Source organism: Paraburkholderia sp. DD10, from assembly GCF_049177125.1.
Lineage (GTDB): Bacteria > Pseudomonadota > Gammaproteobacteria > Burkholderiales > Burkholderiaceae > Paraburkholderia > Paraburkholderia terricola.
Map to the genome: position 1 here is coordinate 2,337,806 of NZ_CP185392.1, position 18,384 is coordinate 2,356,189.

At 65.9% G+C, this 18,384-nt stretch carries 20 protein-coding genes; 10 read left to right on the top strand and 10 right to left on the bottom strand.

Annotation, left to right across the window (positions count from 1 at the left end):
* The first annotated feature begins 70 nt into the window (after window positions 1-70).
* The 4 genes from ACOCG7_RS10660 (at window position 71) to ACOCG7_RS10675 (ending at window position 3,823) form a co-directional block, all read left to right on the top strand.
* Entirely contained in the window at window positions 71-832 is a 762-nt protein-coding gene (locus ACOCG7_RS10660) for an SDR family oxidoreductase (protein ID WP_083080993.1), read from the top strand.
* Window positions 833-990: 158 nt separating this feature from the next.
* Entirely contained in the window at window positions 991-2,553 is a 1,563-nt protein-coding gene (locus ACOCG7_RS10665; protein WP_421375426.1) for an ABC1 kinase family protein, read from the top strand.
* A 45-nt stretch (window positions 2,554-2,598) separates the two neighbouring features.
* Window positions 2,599-2,832, top strand: coding sequence for a hypothetical protein (locus ACOCG7_RS10670; protein ID WP_421375428.1), 234 nt, complete (start codon window positions 2,599-2,601; stop codon window positions 2,830-2,832).
* Window positions 2,833-2,950: 118 nt separating this feature from the next.
* Complete coding sequence (locus ACOCG7_RS10675) at window positions 2,951-3,823, top strand: DMT family transporter (protein ID WP_073429251.1); 873 nt, start codon at window positions 2,951-2,953, stop codon at window positions 3,821-3,823.
* Window positions 3,824-4,170: 347 nt separating this feature from the next.
* Here ACOCG7_RS10675 and ACOCG7_RS10680 read toward each other — a convergent pair whose 3' ends face one another.
* From ACOCG7_RS10680 to ACOCG7_RS10705, 6 genes are all read right to left on the bottom strand, one after another.
* Entirely contained in the window at window positions 4,171-5,250 is a 1,080-nt protein-coding gene (locus ACOCG7_RS10680; RefSeq protein WP_421377605.1) for a L,D-transpeptidase, read from the bottom strand.
* A 423-nt stretch (window positions 5,251-5,673) separates the two neighbouring features.
* Window positions 5,674-5,940 carry a hypothetical protein gene (locus ACOCG7_RS10685; protein ID WP_073429252.1) on the bottom strand — a complete coding sequence of 89 codons (267 nt, stop codon included), beginning with the start codon at window positions 5,938-5,940 and terminating at the stop codon, window positions 5,674-5,676.
* Window positions 5,941-6,386: 446 nt separating this feature from the next.
* On the bottom strand, window positions 6,387-6,749 hold the full coding sequence (locus tag ACOCG7_RS10690; RefSeq protein WP_421375430.1) for a hypothetical protein: 363 nt from the start codon (window positions 6,747-6,749) through the stop codon (window positions 6,387-6,389).
* Between the two features lie 145 nt (window positions 6,750-6,894).
* Entirely contained in the window at window positions 6,895-7,554 is a 660-nt protein-coding gene (locus ACOCG7_RS10695) for a hypothetical protein (protein WP_421375432.1), read from the bottom strand.
* Between the two features lie 151 nt (window positions 7,555-7,705).
* Window positions 7,706-9,361: a S10 family peptidase gene (locus ACOCG7_RS10700; protein ID WP_421375434.1), complete on the bottom strand. Its 1,656-nt coding sequence runs from the start codon at window positions 9,359-9,361 to the stop codon at window positions 7,706-7,708.
* Window positions 9,362-9,407: 46 nt separating this feature from the next.
* On the bottom strand, window positions 9,408-10,967 hold the full coding sequence (locus tag ACOCG7_RS10705; protein WP_421375436.1) for a S53 family peptidase: 1,560 nt from the start codon (window positions 10,965-10,967) through the stop codon (window positions 9,408-9,410).
* Window positions 10,968-11,269: 302 nt separating this feature from the next.
* On the opposite strand from ACOCG7_RS10705, the gene ACOCG7_RS10710 reads away from it, so the two are divergent.
* Complete coding sequence (locus ACOCG7_RS10710; protein ID WP_114164721.1) at window positions 11,270-11,779, top strand: DUF1993 domain-containing protein; 510 nt, start codon at window positions 11,270-11,272, stop codon at window positions 11,777-11,779.
* A 70-nt stretch (window positions 11,780-11,849) separates the two neighbouring features.
* Here ACOCG7_RS10710 and ACOCG7_RS10715 read toward each other — a convergent pair whose 3' ends face one another.
* Window positions 11,850-12,170, bottom strand: coding sequence for a YnfA family protein (locus tag ACOCG7_RS10715; RefSeq protein ID WP_073429257.1), 321 nt, complete (start codon window positions 12,168-12,170; stop codon window positions 11,850-11,852).
* Window positions 12,171-12,314: 144 nt separating this feature from the next.
* Between ACOCG7_RS10715 and ACOCG7_RS10720 the strand changes: the two genes are divergently transcribed.
* A complete protein-coding gene (locus ACOCG7_RS10720; RefSeq protein WP_073429258.1) occupies window positions 12,315-12,488 on the top strand; it encodes a DUF1289 domain-containing protein in 174 nt (57 codons plus the stop codon).
* Window positions 12,489-12,601: 113 nt separating this feature from the next.
* Here ACOCG7_RS10720 and ACOCG7_RS10725 read toward each other — a convergent pair whose 3' ends face one another.
* Complete coding sequence (locus ACOCG7_RS10725; protein ID WP_073429259.1) at window positions 12,602-13,279, bottom strand: LysE family translocator; 678 nt, start codon at window positions 13,277-13,279, stop codon at window positions 12,602-12,604.
* Between the two features lie 153 nt (window positions 13,280-13,432).
* Between ACOCG7_RS10725 and ACOCG7_RS10730 the strand changes: the two genes are divergently transcribed.
* Window positions 13,433-13,900, top strand: coding sequence for an Lrp/AsnC family transcriptional regulator (locus ACOCG7_RS10730; protein ID WP_421375440.1), 468 nt, complete (start codon window positions 13,433-13,435; stop codon window positions 13,898-13,900).
* A gap of 74 nt (window positions 13,901-13,974) precedes the next feature.
* Window positions 13,975-14,208 (top strand): hypothetical protein, encoded by a 234-nt coding sequence (locus ACOCG7_RS10735; RefSeq protein ID WP_083082911.1) that lies wholly within the window; start codon window positions 13,975-13,977, stop codon window positions 14,206-14,208.
* A 168-nt stretch (window positions 14,209-14,376) separates the two neighbouring features.
* Here ACOCG7_RS10735 and ACOCG7_RS10740 read toward each other — a convergent pair whose 3' ends face one another.
* A complete protein-coding gene (locus ACOCG7_RS10740; protein WP_073429262.1) occupies window positions 14,377-14,853 on the bottom strand; it encodes an OsmC family protein in 477 nt (158 codons plus the stop codon).
* Window positions 14,854-15,023: 170 nt separating this feature from the next.
* Window positions 15,024-15,365, bottom strand: a complete 342-nt coding sequence (locus tag ACOCG7_RS10745; RefSeq protein WP_421375443.1) for a hypothetical protein — start codon at window positions 15,363-15,365, stop codon at window positions 15,024-15,026.
* Between the two features lie 222 nt (window positions 15,366-15,587).
* Here ACOCG7_RS10745 and ACOCG7_RS10750 point away from each other — a divergent pair, with 222 nt between their 5' ends.
* Together ACOCG7_RS10750 and ACOCG7_RS10755 are read left to right on the top strand one after the other, a co-directional pair.
* On the top strand, window positions 15,588-16,277 hold the full coding sequence (locus ACOCG7_RS10750; protein ID WP_421375445.1) for a glycine zipper 2TM domain-containing protein: 690 nt from the start codon (window positions 15,588-15,590) through the stop codon (window positions 16,275-16,277).
* Window positions 16,278-16,377: 100 nt separating this feature from the next.
* A complete protein-coding gene (locus tag ACOCG7_RS10755; protein ID WP_073429264.1) occupies window positions 16,378-18,384 on the top strand; it encodes a bifunctional DedA family/phosphatase PAP2 family protein in 2,007 nt (668 codons plus the stop codon).

Sequence of the window (18,384 nt, forward strand, 5' to 3'; positions counted from 1 at the left end):
GAGTGAAAGCATCGCGCAAGCATCATTGCAGCCTGAATCATCATTTCACCATCACGTGGAGGTTCGCCGGATGAATACTGTTTCGCAGGCCCCGTTGATTCTGATAACCGGGGGAGGCCGTGGCGTGGGCGCGGCGACCGCGCGGCTTGCCGCCGCACACGGTTACGATGTGGCGATAAGCTTCGTCTCCAACGAGTCTGCCGCCCTTGCGGTGGCGGCCGATGTGGAAGCGCTCGGGCGACGGGCTTTACCCATGCGCGCCGACAGCGCGGACCCAGAACAGGTCGCTCAGCTTTTCGCCGCGATCGACCGAACGTTCGGCCGGATCGATGTGCTGGTGAACAACGCCGCGATCATTGCGCGGCAGTCCCGGCTAGAGGATCTCGAATTCGAGCGGATGCAGCGTATCTTCGCGGTCAACTCGATCGGCCCCATTCTCTGTGCGCAGCAGGCGGCAAAGCGCATGTCGTATCGTCACAATGGGCGGGGCGGCTCCGTCATCAACATCTCATCGGCATCGGCCCGGCTCGGTAGCCCGAACGAATACGTCGACTACGCTGCGTCGAAGGGTGCCGTCGAAACCTTCACCACCGGTTTTGCAAAAGAAGTCGCGCGGGATGGGATACGCGTCAACTGCATTCGCCCTGGGCACATCTACACCGACATGCATGCCAGCGGCGGCGAGCCGGGACGGGTGGAGCGCGTCAAGGACTCGATCCCCATGGGAAGAGGCGGTCAACCCGAAGAGGTCGCGCGGGCGATCCTATGGCTGGCAAGCGCCGAGGCTTCCTTCATCACCGGCACGTTCCTCGATGTCACTGGCGGCAAGTGAGCAACAGGGTGCGGCGCCGGGCGCTTCCCTCGGCGAACCGCATGACGCAAATAAAGACAGGCCCGGATAAATCGCCGCGGCTGAACCTGCTAACCTGATTGCCCTGGCCGCGAACCGATAGGCGTCTATGCCCCGTGGCCCTGTCAACCGAACTACCGATGCCGCCACTGTTTCGCCGTCTATTGCTGCTGTTGCACGCGTTGCGTTACGGCGCGCGCCTGCTCTGGCTGGCCGCGCCGTCCGGGCACAAACTGCACTGGCTGATCCAGTTGATCGTCCGCATGCAGGCCTCCGGGCGCCGCGTCGAACGCCTGCACGACGTGCTGCCGGCTCTCGGACCGCTCGCGAGCCGCTTCGCGCGGACGCTGGCCGAACGGCCCGAACTCGCAACGAGCACCTTGCACGACGCCATCGACGCAATCGATCACCTCGAAGCGCCGCTGCCGCCGCCCGAATCGGAACAGGCTTTGACGCGCGCATTCGGCCGTCCGCTCGCCACGCTGTTCAGCGCCGTGGATCTGGTGCCGGTGCGCGGCGGCTTCGCCGAACAGACTCACTTCGCGCGGCTCCTCGCGCCGATCAACGGCCATCGCGAAGTGGCGATCAAGCTGGTGCGCGCCGATCAACTGCAACAGATCGTCGACGAACTCGCGCTGTTGCGCTGGGTCGCGCGCTGGCTGGAGAAGATTTCAGGCAGCGCGCGCCGCCTGCAATTGCGCGCGCTGGCGCAGACGTTCACCGACGACATCCTGCGCCGCTTCGATCTGCGCGCCGAAGCCGCCAATCTGAGTCAGACCGGCCATCATTTCGACGGCGACGCGCGCATCGTCGTGCCGAGCGTCATCTGGGATCTGTGCACGAGCCACACGCTGACGATGCAGCGCATCAGCAGCTTGCCGGCCAGCGACCTGACCGCCCTGCGCGCGCATCACGTCAAGCTCGCGCCGCTGGCCGCGCATATCGTCGAGGTGGTGACGGAGCAGGCGTTCGAGCACGGCTTCTTTCACGCGACGCTCGATGCGCGCCGGGTGCGTGTGAGCATCGAACCGGACACGCTCGGGCGTCTCGTGCTCGCGGAGTTTTCGATCATGTCGAGTCTATCGACCGGTGAGCGCGAGTTCTTCGTGCACGGCGCGACCGCCCTGTTCGACCAGGACTATGGCCGGCTGGCCGAACTGCATCGCGACGCCGGGCACGTTCCCCACGACACGCGCGCGGACCTGCTCGAGGCCGAGTTGCGCACGCGCGCCGAAGCGCATTTCGCCGCCGCGCCGGCAGACCGCTCGGCGGGTTCGCTGTTTCAGCATCTGCTGCACGTCGTACAGCCGTTCGACGGCGTCGTGCCCACGCGTCTCGCCACCGCGCAGCGCTCCTTTCAGCAGGCGGAGACGTTGGCGCGCGCGCTGCATCCGGGCGTCGATAGCTGGAACATCGCACGCGGCGTACTCGCGGACATTGCGCGGCGCGACGTCGATCATCGCGGCTGGATCAAGCGCATCTCGCGCGAGTTGCCGCACCTCGCGCATATGCTGCCGCGCGTGCCGCAACTGGCGGTGCGCTATTTGCAGCATGAACACGACCGCGCGCGCACGCCACGGCAGAACGCTCAATTGATGGCGGATATCGGGCGGGAGTACCGTCGCACGCGGCTGCTGTTGTGGGCGTGTGTGTTGTGCGGCGCCGTGCTCGGCGCGGGCACGGCGTTGCTGGCGTGGTGGTGACGAGGTCGATGTAGATGGGATGAATGTGAGGGGCTGGGGCGGTTGGTGTTCTTCGTGCTTTTCGTGCTGTCGGTGCTGTCGGTGCTGTCGGTGCTGTCGGTGCTGTCGGTGCTGTCGGTGCTGTCGGTGCTGTCGGTGCTGTCGGTGCTGTCGGCGCTGTCGGCGCTGTCGGTGCTCTCGGTGCTCTCGATGCTCCCAGTGCTCGCCGTGCTCCTAGTGTCGCAAGAACCCTGGCCGCCGCGATTGGCGCGAGCGTGGCGAACGCGACCGGTCCCGTAGCGGCTGCCGGTGCTGCAAAAGCTCACCCGCCGTCGAGACGAACAACCGATTGCAGCTTCGAACAAGACACGCGTCACGCATCCCGCGAAGATGGCGGTTTTTCACATCAAGCTTTCCGATGCTCGCTTCCCTGATCGCCGCCGTCTTCGTCGTATTGTGGTCGACCGGTTTCGTGGTCGCGCGGGCGATCACGCCCTACGCCGATCCCAATCTTTTCCTGCTGGCGCGCTTCGGCGGCACCGCGCTGATCTTCGCGCTTGCCGCCGTGGTAGCGCGCGCCGCCTGGCCGACCGGCCGCGATTTCGGCAAGCACCTGGTGGCGGGCGCGCTGCTGCAAGGCGTCTACCTCGGCGCCGGCTACTGGGCCGTCGCGCAGGGTTTGAGCGCCGGCGTGATGGCCTTGCTCGGCGCGCTGCAGCCGCTCGCGACCGCCGCCGTCGCGGCGCCGCTGTTCGGCGAGCGGCTTTCGCGGCGTGGCTGGGCCGGCATGGCGCTCGGTCTTGCCGGGGTGGCGCTGGTTCTCGAACCGAAGCTCGCATCGGCCGCGCCGCCCTCGCCTCATGGCGACGCGCCGCCGTGGCTGGTGGTGCTCATCTCGATCGGCGCGGTCGGCGCGATCACGGCGGGCACCTTGTTTCAGAAGACTTCGCTTGCCAGGGCCGATATTCGCAGTGCGAGCGCGGTGCAGAATTTCGGCGCGGCGCTCGTCGCGGTCGTGCTCGCGCTGACACTCGGCGAGCATCGGTGGATCGCGTCGCCCGTGTTGTGGACCTCGCTCGCCTGGGGGATCGTGATGCTCTCGGGCGTCAGCGTCACTTTGCTGGTGTGGATGGTGAGGCGTGGCGATGCGGCACGCGCCACCGCGCTGCTGTTTCTCGCCCCGCCGCTTGCCGCGCTCGAAGGTTATGCCGGCTTCGGCGAAACGCTGCTGCCGGTGCAGATCGCGGGTTTCGCGGTGGCGTTGCTGGGTGTGTTGCTGGCGCGGTCGTGAGGCGTCGGCTGAGTGCTAGCCGCCGCCGGGGCCGGGGCGCTCGTGAGAGGTCGGACGGAGCGCTCGTCGCGCCAATGCGAGCATGAGTGCGGGTTGCCGCCAGTCGCGTCGACGCGGGCTAAAGCAAAGCGCTAGCCGCAAAGCGAAGCGATCGTGAAAATTCGAGTGGAGCGCCAACGGCACTCGCCCTATCGAGAGAATGCCCGCAGCCTCTTGCCACGCTGACGCGCTGACGAAAGTTCAGGCGCAGCAATGGCCGAAGTTCGAGCGAAGCGCTGGCCGCGCCGTCGCCGGGCACGGGCCAACAATCGTTCAGCGCCTGGCCCGGTTCCAGCCGCCCACGAATATCAATCCGCCGAACTCGCCCCCGCCGGCACCTTGGCGAGTGCCTTGCCGCCCGGCGCCGGCGCCCACGCGGGACGGCTCTCGCGCTGCGAATCCACCACGACGATGTACCGCCCCGCCCACGGCGTCATCTGCCGATTGCTTTTCAGCACCCACAGCGATTTGCCGGATTCGGCCAACGCCGCATATTCGGCGTCGAGAATGCCGTAGTGGTCGAGAAACGTATTGAGCGACGCGGGGATCCGCACGCAACCCTTCGAGTGGCGAATGCCGAGCACCGGCTCGAGCCAGTCGGGGTCGGTGGCGTGCATCTGCAGCCGCATCTCCGAGATGCCGCCCTTGCCCCAGCCGCGCTGGCCCTGCGCCCAGCCGAAGTCGAAAATCCGCATGTCGCGCTGGCCGTAGCCGCGAATATGGTTGTCGTTCTGCGTGCCTTCTGAACGGAAATCCATGTTGGCGGGCGTATGTTCGAACACGCCGAGCGGCGTGATGAAGTGGTCATACTCGCCGGGCCGTCCAGTCGAAACCGGCGACGCACCGATCATCTGCCAGGTGTCGGACGGCGTCGCGCGGAAATAGATGAACAGCGCCTGCACGTTGGCATTGCGATCGACCAGCACGACATACTCGCCCGACAGGCCGCCCAATGTCTGCCCATCGAGCGCCGCTTGCAGACGATCGGCGTAGGCGCGTTGCTCGACGGCCGGCACTTTGAGCCGGCGCGTCACCTGTTGCGCGAACGCGTCCCGCAAGGCAAACGCGCGACGCGGATCGACCACGCCGCCGGCATCGGGCGCCGTGACCGCCGACGCGTCGAAGCGAGGCGCGGGCCGGCTCGCCGGGAGCGGTTTCGATGCGGGCTTGGATCGTGGCGCGGGTGCCGATACGGATACCGGAGCGGACGCCGATGCCGAAGCCGAAGCCGATGCCGATGCCGATGCGGATGCCGATGCCGATGTGGACGCGGACGCGGATGCCGATGCCGATGCCGCGATCGCGACGCCGCACGACAGCGCGCACGCGGTGCACAAACCGGCGACCGACGCACGCGCCAGGCAACGAAGCAAACGACCCGCGCGCATCGCATGCAACACAGACCACAAAGACGCCATACGCCACACTTCACGCCGACGAGCCACCGATACGAAAGTCATGCGGCCGAGTAGAGGCTGGCCAGGCCGATGCGGGTAGTTCATCGCGCAGTTGAGAAAAGCTGATTATTATTGACCGCCCAGTCGTCCACCGGATGGCCGGGTCGCCGGCTCACGCGGCGCCTGCACTTCCACGACGACACGCGGCATGCGCGGGCGTTGCCGTACACGCCGTTCGACTGGCCGACGCAGGCAAGCGGGAAGTGACAGAGGATAGGAAATGCGAGGAAAGAATGTGTGCGCGGACACGCTGATCGAACCGGCGTCTTGCCATGAACCGCATTCGGGAAATTCGCTTTCAGCCGCTCGATGGGCAACCGAATGAGCAACCGAATGAGCAACCGCGTGATCGACTCATTGAGCGGCCGGCGGTTCGTCGGTGAACAGATCCGCGCTGGCTTCGAGCGCCACGCCGCCCAACTGCTTGCCGTGAATCTGCCGCGCGATCACCTCGCCGACATAAGGCACTTGCGCGTCCAGCTCCACCGTGGCGTACGCGCCGGGCTTGCCGGCGTCGACCACCTCGATGTGTTTCGCGTAATGCCCCAACTCGTGCTTGAGGAATTCCCGCACTTCCTGCTCGCTGCACGATTCGGCAATGTTGCGCACGATCAGGTTCATGCAGTTTACCCTCGGCGTGCGCCGCGGCCTGCGCCGCGATCCGCGGTTTGCACGCGCACTGGGCGCAACGCGGCGCGCTGTTTCGCCTGAGCGGCGGCAAGTTCGCGGATCATTGCAGCACCAGCGGCGCCCAAAGCGGCCAATGACAAGTAGAAGGCAATCATGGAAATCTCCCCTGCGAAATTCGTCCTGTTTTCTCAGGATAGCCACAAGCGACCGCAAAAGCGATGCGACGCAGTGTCTGAAACGGACCTGACCATCCCGTCAATGCACTGTACCTGAATAAGCCGCGTCGAAAATAGCAAAACAGCTGTTCATTTAGCGGTCCAGGCGCGGCAAACGCATCGGATGCGACGCTCGACGCCACACCGGTCCGCGGCGCGCATCACGGCGGCATCACTGCGGCATCCGGCGGGACATGCGCGAGAGGCCGCTGACCGTCGAGGTCAGTCCACCGCTTGCACGTTGGCCGCGCTCACCCACCAGGCGTTCTTGCCCTGCGGCAAGCGAACCAGAACCGCGGACGGATCGTCGACGCCGTCGTCGGCGATTTCGCACACCGCGAGGCCGTCGGGCAGACGCTTCACTTCGCCCGCGGCCTGCAACAGCGCGACGCGCTGCGCGGTCAGCGGCAGCAGTTGCGCACGCAGTTGCCGATACACGTCGAAGCTGATTGCCGCGGGCACATCGCCGCGAATTTGCAGCGCGTCGGCGCTGCCGCAGCGGGCGGGCTCCGCGGCAAGCGCGGCAGTGCCAGCGAACAGGCAACCGAATGCAAACGCCACGGCGGCAAAGCGTGAATGGGTCATGATGATTCTCCGGGAATAAGTTGTGGCAGCGGAGCGCGAAGCACGCGAGCCATCGGTTGCGTGAGACGTGGGCATGGGCAGCGAACGGCGCGGGAGAACACGCGCGAACGAACACCCACGACGATGCGGATGAAAGCGCCCGGCTTCATGGCGAGCGGTCGCGCGCGGCGTCCCGCCCATTGTCGCCGCCGGTGGCGACATCGAGCCGGCTCACGTCGCAAGAGGTTTGGCTGAAGCCCGAATAAACCACCGACCACTTGCCGACGATCGCGGCTTGCGCTTCCGCGAGACTCAGTTTGCCTTCGCAGACGCAGCGCTTGAGCATCACCGCCGCGCGCGCCTTGCGGCGCTCACCCTCACGGCCCGCCCACGGCAGGAGATCGAGATTGGCGGGCGCGTCCGGCGAGCCGCCGAGGACGATGGGCACACGTCTGTCGAGTGCGAAATCGGCGCCGTCGTCCGCATCGATACCTCGCGCGGCGAGCATGCGGTCCTTGTGCGCCAGCATTGCTTCGAACGGCGGTGCGACCGTGTGCGCATAGCCGGGCCGGCAGATCGTCTCGCCTACCGATTCCTGCGTGACCCGCTCGTCGAGCATGCCGGCGTCCTGCGCGCGGGCCGCGCCCACGTGCAAGGCGAGCACCGTGGTCAAGCCAAGCAGGAGCGCGACGCGCGTCTTGCGAACGGAATGGGCGGCTTCACGCCGGCGCGCGAGGGTGCGCGCAATCGCCCCGTTTGTGTTCGTCCTATTGGTCAAGTCGCGGAACCGGTTGCCGCGACGTATGTCTGCAATGCCTGGGTTCATTCGTGCACGCGCCGGCAGCGGCGCGCAATAGTTCAATTCGCGGGGCAATTAAAACACATTCAATAGGCAGGCGTGGAAAAGGCCGCGCCTGCGGCGAGGCGCGCGGCACGCCGCCGCATGCCGCCGACGCCACCGCGCCCCCGGCCAGGCGCTACTTCGCCACACGCGCCTGCAACGCGCGAATCCGTCCGAGCGCCTGCGTGTCGGACACCGTCGCCTCGTACATGTTTGCGAGGTCGGCCTTGAGCGCGGTGCGAGAGCCGCCGTCGAGATAGATCATGTGCCCCGACGGATAAAACCGCGCCGACAGATTCTGCCGGACCTGCTGGCTGAGAAGCGGCATTTGCTGTAAATCGAGCACGGTCTGATAGAACGGCGTGACGTAGTCGTAGAAGCCGTTCGCCGACAACACCTTCAAATCGGGGTTGAGCGCCATCACGGCGGCGAGGTCGCCGGCGGTGTAAAGAACGACGTTGCCCTTGGCGTCGACGCCCTTCTGTTCGCCGGTGGGGTCGATGTGACCGAAGTCCCAGTACTGGAAGGCCTGATCGTTCAGGTCGGTGAACGACGAATTCGACGTGTATTTCAACTGCTCGTTCAGATACACGTTCCACATGGTCGTATAGACGCCGCTGACCGCCGTCATGGTCGGATCGTTGCCGCCGGAATTCGGGTCGACCTTGCCGGCAATGCCGGTGTCGATCGCGGTCACGCGGCCGTCGTATGCGCCGAGCGCGAGGCCTTGCGATTTCAGCAGCGTGGTGAGGAAAAGAGAATTGCCGCGGCTGTCGTACGACGTGATGTCGAGGCTCCAGGCCAGCAAGGTGGTTTTGTCGATGCCGGTGTATTCGCTCAGCTTTTCGACGATCGTCGAATCGGTGGTCGGAAATTTGCGCAAGGCCGCCAGATAATCGGTGCGCGCGAATTGCGCCACCTCTTCGGCGAACGCGCCGAGATCGGTCGGCCGTGGCGCGATGCCGAGCTTCTTGTGATACCACGCGTCCGCGGCGGCCGTGGGCAGCGTGCCAACAGGATTGCCGGATTGCGTGTAATCGAGGATCGACGATTGCAGCGTGATGCCGTTCAGGTCGACGCCGTCTTCGTGCAACCGGTAAGCCAGCACGCAACTGCGCGCCGTGCCGTAAGACTCGCCGAACAGATACTTCGGCGAATTCCAGCGGTTGTGCTTGGTGAGAAAACGCTTGATGAACTGCTTGATCGAGTCGGCGTCCTGGTCGACACCCCAAAAGTCGCGGTTCTTCTTCGGCGCGATCGCGGCCGAATAACCGGTGCCGACGGGGTTGATGAACACGAGGTCGCTCTTGTCGAGCAGGCTGTCGGGATTGTCCTCCATCGAGTACGGCGCGGGCGGCGTGAAGCCCGGCATCGACGTCCTGATGCGGCGCGGCGCGAACGATCCGAGCAGCACGAACACCGAGGACGAACCCGGCCCGCCGTTATAGAAGAAAGTCACCGGGCGGGTTTCTTCCTTCTGGTTGTCCTGCGTGAACGCAACGTGGAACATTCTGGCGACGGGCTGCGAGCTGCTCGGGTCGACGATCACCAGGTGCCCCGCCGTTGCCGTGTACTTGATCGTGTTGCCGCCGATGGTGACCGAATGGTGCGTGACAGCCGCGGTCTCGGCGGTTTCGGTGACGGCGTCGTCCGGCCCGTTGCCGTAAGCGATCGGATCGAAGAATGGCTGGTCGCCGCTTTTACGCGACACGCCGGCGGCCGCCGGCGTGCTCAGGCCAAGAGAATCGTGCGACGACTGCGGACTAACGGAAGCCGGCTCGGTATTCGTCATGATCGCTCCAAGGGTTCGTTCACGCTGGTGTCTCGTGTGCTGCTGACTATAGTGCGCCCGCCACCTTCTGACCATTGGGGCTGCCGAGTCCGGTGCAGGCATCCCACCCCTCTGACGCCGCGAAACTGCCGTTGTTGCCTTGCGTGATGTCGTTGCACACGTGCGGCGCCTTGTACAGCTTCGGGTTGATGAAACCGGCCGGCTCGCCCTTCGCCGCATTGATGCGCGCGATCAGCGCCGCCCACAGCGGCGCGACCGCGCTGGTGCCGCCGATCACGGTCTGCTCGCCGCCGATCAGCACCGTATAGCCGGTGATGGGCGATGCGTCGCCGGCCACGTCGGGCACGCCGCGCCCGCCGAGGGCCGTCTTGCCGCCACTCGACAAAGCGGCGGACAAGCCCTTTTGCCATGCCGGCACGGGGAAGGCCCGGCTCACCCCGCCACCGCCCGCGCCACCCTGCGCGCCGTCGTTCCACACCACCTCGCGCGAAATCGACGTGCCCGATGCGGTCAGACTCGTGCCGCCGCACGCCAGCACGTAGGGACTCGACGCGGGAAAGTCCACCTGATCGCCGCCGTTCACGCCATCGCTCGAACCGCTATCGCCCGACGCCGCGCAAACCGTCACGCCGAGCGCCGCCGCCGTCTCCAGCACGCTATTGAACGCCTGCAGCGACTGGCTGGTCCAGCTCGATTCCGGCGCGCCCCAGCTGATCGAAATCACCGAGGGCTTGTTGGCCGTGTCGTGCACCGCGCGGCTTAATGCGTCGATGAAACCGGCGTCGCTGTTCGGCGTGAAATACACCGCGATCGTCGCGCCGGGCGCGATGGCGCCGACCACTTCGATGTCGAGCGTAACCTCGCCGTCCGGGCCGTTCGGGTCGCCGGTCGGCTCATTGCGGGCCTGGTCGACGCTGACCGGCTTCACCGTGGGCGACGCGACACCCAGGCTCGCGAAGTACGCATCGAGATCGCTGCGGGTGTATCCGCCCCCGAGTTCGAGGATGCCGACGCATTGCCCGCTGCCGTCGCCTTGCGGGAACTGGTAGAGCGCCGCGAGTTGCGGAGGGGTGAAGGAAACCTGACGCGCCTTCGCCGGCCTGAAAGGCGGCCGGATGCGAAAGTGCGGCCGCGCCTGGGGCCGGTTGTCGAGCCCGAGCACCGCTTCCACGACGCCGTGCAGATCGTCCGGCACGTTGACCGGGCCGGTGCGGCCGCGGAACTCGCCGGCCGTGCGATGCTGGTAATGCTCGAGCTTGACTCCGAACGCGCCCTGAAACTGCGCGATCGTGCCGCTCAGCAAGACCGAACGCGCCGCCGGGTCCTCGCGCACCACCGTCAAGCCGTGCGCCGCGGCGAAGGCCTTGACCTTGGCGATGTCGTCGGGCGCAGCGCCGTAATCTTTTGCCAGTTCGTCGCGCGACAGCGGTTTCACGTTCGGGTCGCCCGCCTGGATTCTGCTCATCAGCGCATCGAACTGCGCCTGCCGTTGACGGCGCAGCATGACGAAAACCTCGATCCGTTCCGCCGGATCGCATTGACCGACCACTTTCGAACCTTGTTCCACCGTTCGCTCGCTTCCCGGCAGCGGATGCTTTGTGACCATGTGTCGACTCTCCTGTTAGCGCGACGGCGCAGGCCGCAAGCTGAAGCCAGGGCACGGCGCGCATCTGCACAACCTCATCGCCTTACGAGCGCGACAGGTTGCTGTTTTCAAGGACTTCGCCAAATCGTCCGACCCATGCATTCGACCACAGTTCCGGCGCGCGCGGCAGTTGTCCGGATGGCTAACGCCGCACTGTCTCAAGCGCGTCATGCACGGCACGCGCTATGATGCTGCAGCGGCAATCCAGCCGCTACATTGCCTGGCGCGCCGTGCGCGCACGATCAAAGAATCAGAGGAACCCCATGCCAATTTCGATGTATCAAGCATCACTGCCCGTACTGATTCGCGGCCTGACCAATCTGCAAGCCATCCTCGGCAAGGCGCAGGCGCATGCCGCCGCGAAGCAGATCGAGCCGTCGGTGTTCACGAACGCGCGGCTCGCGCCGGACATGCTGCCGCTGGTGCGCCAGATCTATATCGCGAGCGATACCGCGAAGGGATGCGCCGCGCGTCTGGCCGGCGTCGAAGCGCCGAAATTCGAAGACGTCGAACAGACCTTCGACGAACTGCACGCGCGCCTGCAAAAGACGATCGATTATCTGAAGGAGTTCAGCGCGGAGCAGATCGACGGCTCGGAAGAGCGCGCCATCACGCTGAAAATGCGCACCGGCCCGATCGAGTTCACGGGCCTGTCGTATCTGCTCGGTTTCGTGCTGCCCAACTTTTATTTTCACGTCACGACGGCGTACGACATTCTGCGTCACAACGGCGTCGAACTCGGCAAGCTCGACTACCTGGGCGGCATCAGGTAAAGGCGCGCTGCAACGCTTCGCTTGCGTGAGCGTTGCACGAACGACGACGCGCGGCGCGTCGCCCAACGCTTCAAACACGCGGCTGGAAGGCAATGATCGCCATGCCGGCCAGCGTGAAGGCAACGCCCGCCGCATCCCACGGCGTGGGGCGCAGTTTGTCGACGCACCATAGCCAAGCGATCGCCACCGCCACGTACACACCGCCGTAAGCCGCATACACGCGGCCCGCGGCGGTGCCGTGCAGTGTCAGCAGCCAGGCGAACAGCGCGAGGCTGAGCGCGCCGGGCACCAGCAGCCAGATCGAGCCGCCCTGCTTCAGCCAGCGCCACGGCAAGTAGCAACCGACGATCTCGGCAAGGGCGGTCACGACATAAAGCACAAAAGTTTTCATCGACAGAGGGAAGCAAGAGGTTGTGTCGGTTGTGTCGCCGCCTGGTTGTACGCGGCGCGCTATCGGTTCTATTAACACAATCGTTTGGCGCACGGGCAACGCGCGTGCGACAGTCGCCGTTCCTGGTCTCTATCCCTATCCGTCATGAGCATCGCGTCACCCTGCATCGACATCTGCAAATTCGACAGCAAAACCGGCTTTTGCATCGGCTGTTTGCGCACCCGCGACGAATGCAAGAGCTGGAAGAAGATGAAAGACAAGCAGCGCCGGAGAATCGTCGAGGACCGCTCGCATCGCGAGCGCAAACTGGGCAAGTAGGCCGCTTGTGCGGCTAGCTATCCATCGCTAGACCCGTTACGAAGCGGAGCTAAACGCGGAGGTGCGGGATCGCCACCGGACTGCCAACCAGCGCGGCGGCTCGCCCCATCGCGTCAATCGAGCGAGAGCCGCAATGCAAAGCCGATCAGCGCTGCCGAGAACGTCCAGCGCTGCAAGGTTTGCGCAAGCGGATGAGCCCGCATCCAGCCGGCGATCCGCGCGGCGCCGATCGCGTACATCGCGTCGAAACATACGCCGATGGCGAGCAGCACCACACCCAGTTCGACCATCTGCAACGCCACCGGACCCGCCTCCGGGCGCACGAACTGCGGCAATAGCACCGAGCAGAACAGCAGCGCTTTCGGGTTCAGCAGATTGGTGAGCAAGCCTTTGACGAAAGCGGTCCGCAACGGACGCGAGCCGGCTCCCGCCTTGTTTCCGGCACCGATGCCCTCGGTGCCGTCCGCCGCGCCGCGCGCGTCATGTCCGCCGGGCAACGCGAACACCGGCGAACGGAAAATCTGAATGCCGACCCACGCGAGATACACCGCGCCGCCATAACGCACGATGTCGTAGAGCCAGGGCGCGCCGCGCAACAGCGCCGCCGCCCCGCATGCCGAGAGCGTGACGTGGGTCGCACGCGCCACGCCGAGGCCGGCGGCTGCCGCGAAACCGTGGCGCATGCCGCGTCCGATACTGGTTTGCAGAATCAGCGCCATGTCGGGTCCGGGCACGGCATAGACGACGAACAGCGCAGCGATATAGACGGCCAGCAAGTGTGCGGAAATCAAGGAAGCCTCCGGTTTTCAATGGCTCTATGTTGCTATCGTCAGCGGAGGGTTTGCTGGCGAATTTCCGGTCTTCATGGTTACGATTTGGAGGAATACGCTAACATTCCGCCTTCTCTCCATGTTTTCCGCCAACCCGCGGAGATCTCCCGAACCATGACAACCGACCTCGATAAGACAGACCGCGCGATCCTCGCCGCGCTGCAGAAAGACGGCCGCATGTCGAACGCGCGGCTGGCCGAGATGGTCGGCCTCAGCGAAACGCCCTGCGCGCGCCGTCTCAAACGCCTCGAAAATGACGGCTATATCGACCACTACCGCGCGATGCTGTCGCGCTCCGCTCTCGGTTTCGGCGTGGTGGCGTTCGTCTATGTGCGCTTTGCCGTGCATGACCGCGCGGTGGCGACGCGCTTCGAGCGCGAGGTGCAGGCGATTCCGAGAATCCTGTCGTGCCACAACGTGTCGGGCAGCGCCGACTACATCCTGCAAGTGGTGGCGCGCGACCTCGACGACTACGGCACGTTCATGCGCGACGAGATGCGCAGCCTGCCGGGCGTGACGTCGGTGGAATCGGCGCTCTCGCTGCGCGAAGTGAAAGCCAACGGCGGCTTGCCGGTCGCCTGAACGCCAACGTGGCATAGTCACGCATTTGATTCGGCGCGAGCCGAGCGGACGAGTACGGAGATGTCATGGATCAACTGAATCAGGAACAGGCGCGAGCCGAGGAAACGGCCGCGATGGAGCGTGTATTGACCGCCACGCAACGGGTGCAGGCGGCCTTCGCGTCGCTGCAATCGCAGTTTCCGCCGGCGGGCAGCGGCAAGCCTTCGCAGTTCGCGCTGCAAACCTTCGACGCCGCGTTGCAGGAACTCGAAGACGCGCAGGCGGCGTTCGACGAAATGCTCGGCGATCTGCTCGACGGCAATCGTTGAGCGGCCGGCGCGCCGGATTTGCCGAATCGACGAATCGCCGCTGCGCCGCTGCTGCGGAGTCGCGCGGCCGCTGCGTCGTTCGCTAGCGGCAGCGGCCGCATGCGGTTACCGGGCGCTCGTTGAGCCGCTCTCACAGGCTCGACTGAATTCGCGGAACCAGTGAAGCTTTCACCCGGCCCGCGTCTCGATCACCGGCTCGCAGGCAATCGGAAAGTTGACCGAGTTCGCGATATAGCACTTCTCGTGCGCCACGTGATGCAAGCGCTTCGCCAACTCCGCATCGCCGCCCGCGCGAATCACCACGCGCGGGCGCAAAACGATCTCTGAAAAACGTCCCTGCTCCGGGCTGTCGAGCATCGTTCCCTCTGCTTCGTCGCGATACTCGAGCACGACGATGCCGGCGTCCGCGCAAAGATGCAGATACCAGAGCTTGTGGCAGGCGGAAGCCGAGGCGACCAGCAGATCCTCGGGGTTCCAGCGACCGGCGTCGCCGAGAAACGCGGCATCCGACGAACCGGCAATGTCCGGCTTGTTCCCCGCGGCGATGACATGATCGCGGCCGTAATCGCGATACCCCGAGGTGCCGCTGCCGCGGTTGCCCGTCCACCGCACCGATACCTTGTATTTGTGCTCGCCGTATGCCATGCCGATCTCCTTGTCGTTTGAACCCGTCCGAATGGGCGGGATTCGTATTTTAGGGCGCACCGTCGTTCACCCGCGCTGCGAACGTGGCGTTTCGAATGCCAGCGCCGTTGGTTTCTCATTGCCGCTGCTGCTCGCGGAGAACCGGAGCCCACGGCGTCGGCGAGCATGCCTTATCGCGTTGGCGGCACGCGTCCGGTCACGTTCGGCGCTCGCGGATCGGGATTCATGTTCAGGCTCGTGCCGTTTGCCCGCATGTTGTTGAGCAGCGGGCCCGAGCGTGCGCTGGCGGTGCCGCCAATCGCCGCTGAGTTGCCGGGCGTTCTCACGCCAGTCGTCGGTGCTGGACCGACTGCCGTCCCACGACTCGTTCCCGCAGCGCCGCCCGCACTGTCGCCCCGGCCAGCCGACTCGCCGTTCAAACCGCCACTGAGTTGCGTTGACTGCGCATAGGCCGACCCCGCAAACGCGATCACGAATGCGGATAGCACGAACCTGCCTGCGATGACTTTCATAGCCTGCTCCGTCACATTGTCGAATTGCCCGACGCCGCGCCCGCGTTGCGAACCGGTCAAAAAGTATGAGTGCGAGCGGCCCGCTTTGTTCACCACCGAGCCGTCAGAGCCCGCAACATCACGACAGCAGTCGTACAAATGCTTACAAAGGAGCAAGCGTTGTGCGTGCACCGCGCGCCGCCGTGCGGCGTTATTGCTGGGAACCTACCCGCGGAGTCCGCAATGAACACGAACCTCACTTCCAGCAATCCGCAGCGCAGCCGCATTCACCCGTTGGTCGCCGGTGCGGCGGTGTGCGTGATCCTCGCGAGCGCCACCGGCATTGCCGCGATGACCGGCCTGTTGCCGACCTCGCGCGCCGTGACCGGACCCGCCGCGCCGGCCCCGGCAATCGTCGCGACGCAAGCCGCCAGCGCGCCGCTCGCGGCTCCGGTTCAGCAGACCGCGCAGCAAGCCGCGCCCGCCCGCCCGCGCGTGCATCACACGCCGAGCGCCACCGCGACGGACGCACCGAGGTACGCGAACAATCAAGGGGCCCAGGCGGGTTACCAATCGCCGCCGGCGAAACCCGTTGCCGCAGACCCGTATGCAGGCGAAGTCGTCGCCATCAACACGGTGCAAACGCCCGAGCCCACGACGGGGCTCGGCGCGCTCGGCGGAGCGGTCGCGGGCGGCCTCGTCGGCAACCAGATCGGCGGCGGACGCGGCAAGATCCTGACGACCATCGCGGGCGCGGCCGCCGGCGGTCTCGCCGGCAACGGCATCGAGCATGCGGTGCGCAAGCAGACCTCGTATCAGGTGCAGGTGCGCATGCAGGACGGCAGCTACCGCAACTTCAACTATGAGACGCAACCGTCCGTGCAAGTCGGCGAACGCGTGCACGTCTCCGGCGATTCGCTGACGGCTTCGTAACCTTCCCTGCCCGTTGTCACGCCGGGCGGGCTTCGGAAAGGAATGGCGCTCCCGTGCGCGTTATGATCAACCGTTACTCCACAACGGCTGATCGCGCACGATGGAGCATGCCTACGTCCACTTTTTGCACCTGCTGTCCGGTCACCCGGAGTGGATGCTCACGGTTGTGTTCCTTGCGGCTTTTCTCGAAGCCGTTGCCGTCATCGGCACCTTCATTCCTGGCAGCACCGCGATGTTTCTCGCCGGTGCGCTGGCCGGCACCGGCTCGCTGAGTCTCGGCTGGGTGTTCGCCTGGGCGATCATCGGCGCCATCGCCGGGGACGGCATGAGCTTCTGGATCGGCAGCCGTTACCAGCAACGGATCGTTCGGCTCTGGCCGTTCTCGCGGCATCCCGAAGTGCTGGAAGCAGGCTACCGTTTCTTCGACAGGCATGGCGCGAAGAGCGTCGTGCTCGCGCGCTTCATCGGCCCCTTGCGAGCGATCGTGCCGGTGGTGGCCGGCATGTTGCACATGACGCCGGCGCGCTTCTACGCGATGAACGTGCTATCGGCGCTGCTCTGGGCGCCCGCTCACATTCTGCCGGGCGTGGTGTTCGGCGCCTCGGTGCTGCTGGCGGGCGCCGTGTCGTTTCGCCTCGTCGTGATCATCGCGCTGCTCGCCGTCATTCTGTGGCTGAGCTTTCGCGCCGCGGCGTTCCTGCTCTCGCATGCCAATGCGTGGTCGAGCGCGGCCGGCCGCCATCTCGGCAGTTGGGCGTGCCGGCATCCGGGGCCGCTCGGCCGTCTCGCGCGAAAACTGCTCGATCCCGCGCAGCCGGACGCCAGCAGCGTCGTCGTGACGTCGCTGTTCGTGCTGGCCTGCGGGGCGCTCTTTTTCGGGGTGCTCGAAGACGTCGTGAGCGGCGATCCGCTGACGCGCGTCGATCTATCCGTCTATCACTTTCTGCAATCGGTGCGCACGCCCTGGGGCGATACGGTCCTCGCGGGGCTGGCCACGCTCGGCAGCGTCGCCACGCTGACGGCGCTGGTCGTGACGGTCGCCGTGTGGATGCTGTGGGAACGGCGTTGGCGCGCGATCGGCTACTGGCTGGCGGCGGTCGTGTTTTCGCAATTGCTGATCTTCGCGATGCAGTTCGCGATGCACCGCGCGCCGCCCGATCAACTCATGTCGGGCAGCTACGTGTTTCCGAGCGATCACGTCGCCGCGGCCGTCGTCGTGTACGGTTTTCTCGCGTTTCTGCTGGCGCGCCGGGTCGGCATGGTCGAGAGCCTGCTGGTGGCGGCGGCGAGCATGGCCGTGGTGATCGTGGTCGCGCTGGCCGGCCTCTACTTCGGCAGATTCTGGGTCTCCGATGCGATTGGCGGCGCGGCGCTCGCCTATGTCTGGGTGGCGATCGTCGCGTTGACGGCGATGCTGCGGCATCCGCAAACACCGCCGCAGCGCAGGTTCATGCCCGCCGTGGTGCTGGTGGTGATACTCGCGAGCGTGGGCGTGCAATTGCGCATGAGGCCGCCCGCGCCGCCGCCGGACCGCGCGCCGCGCCCGCAGCCCGTGCTGATCACGCAATCGCAATGGACGGCGTCCGTGTGGGAACGGCTGCCGTGTTATCGCTCGGACATGGGGGGCGACCGCAAGGAGCCGCTCACGCTGCAATGGGCGTCGAGTATCGATTCGATCAAGGGACATCTGCGCGCGCAGGGATGGGTCGAGGGCACGGACCTGTCCGCGCGCAGCCTGCTCTCGCTCGCCTCGCCGAACGTCGCGGCGGTGTCGCTGCCGGTGTTGCCGAAGCTCAACGACGGCGTGCCTTCGGCGCTCGTCTTCATGCGTCCCGGCGACACGCGCGACGAACGCGATGTGTTGCGTTTCTGGCCGAGCGGGTATGCGGTGGAGAACGGCACGTCCGCGACGCCGCTGTGGGTCGGCGCTTTCGTGCGCGAACGGCTTTCCCGGCCGTCGTGGCCGCTCAACATTCTGCGGGTCGAGAAACGGGCGGCGTCGTTCCAGGCGCGCGATGCAGCCGATGCCGGTCTCGGCGCGGCGCTTGTTGCGACGGTGAGTTGTCATGGCGTGCCGGTGGCGCTGCTTGCTTCGCCGGTGGAGTGA

Coding starts and splice junctions, on each gene's coding strand:
- ACOCG7_RS10675 (WP_073429251.1), top strand. CDS start 2,951: ATGCTCGCTTCCCTGATCGCCGCCGTCTTCGTCGTATTGTGGTCGACC.
- ACOCG7_RS10750 (WP_421375445.1), top strand. CDS start 15,588: ATGAACACGAACCTCACTTCCAGCAATCCGCAGCGCAGCCGCATTCAC.
- ACOCG7_RS10690 (WP_421375430.1), bottom strand. CDS start 6,749: ATGACCCATTCACGCTTTGCCGCCGTGGCGTTTGCATTCGGTTGCCTG.
- ACOCG7_RS10680 (WP_421377605.1), bottom strand. CDS start 5,250: ATGCGCGCGGGTCGTTTGCTTCGTTGCCTGGCGCGTGCGTCGGTCGCC.
- ACOCG7_RS10705 (WP_421375436.1), bottom strand. CDS start 10,967: ATGGTCACAAAGCATCCGCTGCCGGGAAGCGAGCGAACGGTGGAACAA.
- ACOCG7_RS10740 (WP_073429262.1), bottom strand. CDS start 14,853: ATGGCATACGGCGAGCACAAATACAAGGTATCGGTGCGGTGGACGGGC.
- ACOCG7_RS10720 (WP_073429258.1), top strand. CDS start 12,315: ATGAGCATCGCGTCACCCTGCATCGACATCTGCAAATTCGACAGCAAA.
- ACOCG7_RS10660 (WP_083080993.1), top strand. CDS start 71: ATGAATACTGTTTCGCAGGCCCCGTTGATTCTGATAACCGGGGGAGGC.
- ACOCG7_RS10710 (WP_114164721.1), top strand. CDS start 11,270: ATGCCAATTTCGATGTATCAAGCATCACTGCCCGTACTGATTCGCGGC.
- ACOCG7_RS10695 (WP_421375432.1), bottom strand. CDS start 7,554: ATGAACCCAGGCATTGCAGACATACGTCGCGGCAACCGGTTCCGCGAC.
- ACOCG7_RS10755 (WP_073429264.1), top strand. CDS start 16,378: ATGGAGCATGCCTACGTCCACTTTTTGCACCTGCTGTCCGGTCACCCG.
- ACOCG7_RS10665 (WP_421375426.1), top strand. CDS start 991: ATGCCGCCACTGTTTCGCCGTCTATTGCTGCTGTTGCACGCGTTGCGT.
- ACOCG7_RS10745 (WP_421375443.1), bottom strand. CDS start 15,365: ATGAAAGTCATCGCAGGCAGGTTCGTGCTATCCGCATTCGTGATCGCG.
- ACOCG7_RS10715 (WP_073429257.1), bottom strand. CDS start 12,170: ATGAAAACTTTTGTGCTTTATGTCGTGACCGCCCTTGCCGAGATCGTC.
- ACOCG7_RS10700 (WP_421375434.1), bottom strand. CDS start 9,361: ATGACGAATACCGAGCCGGCTTCCGTTAGTCCGCAGTCGTCGCACGAT.
- ACOCG7_RS10685 (WP_073429252.1), bottom strand. CDS start 5,940: ATGAACCTGATCGTGCGCAACATTGCCGAATCGTGCAGCGAGCAGGAA.
- ACOCG7_RS10730 (WP_421375440.1), top strand. CDS start 13,433: ATGACAACCGACCTCGATAAGACAGACCGCGCGATCCTCGCCGCGCTG.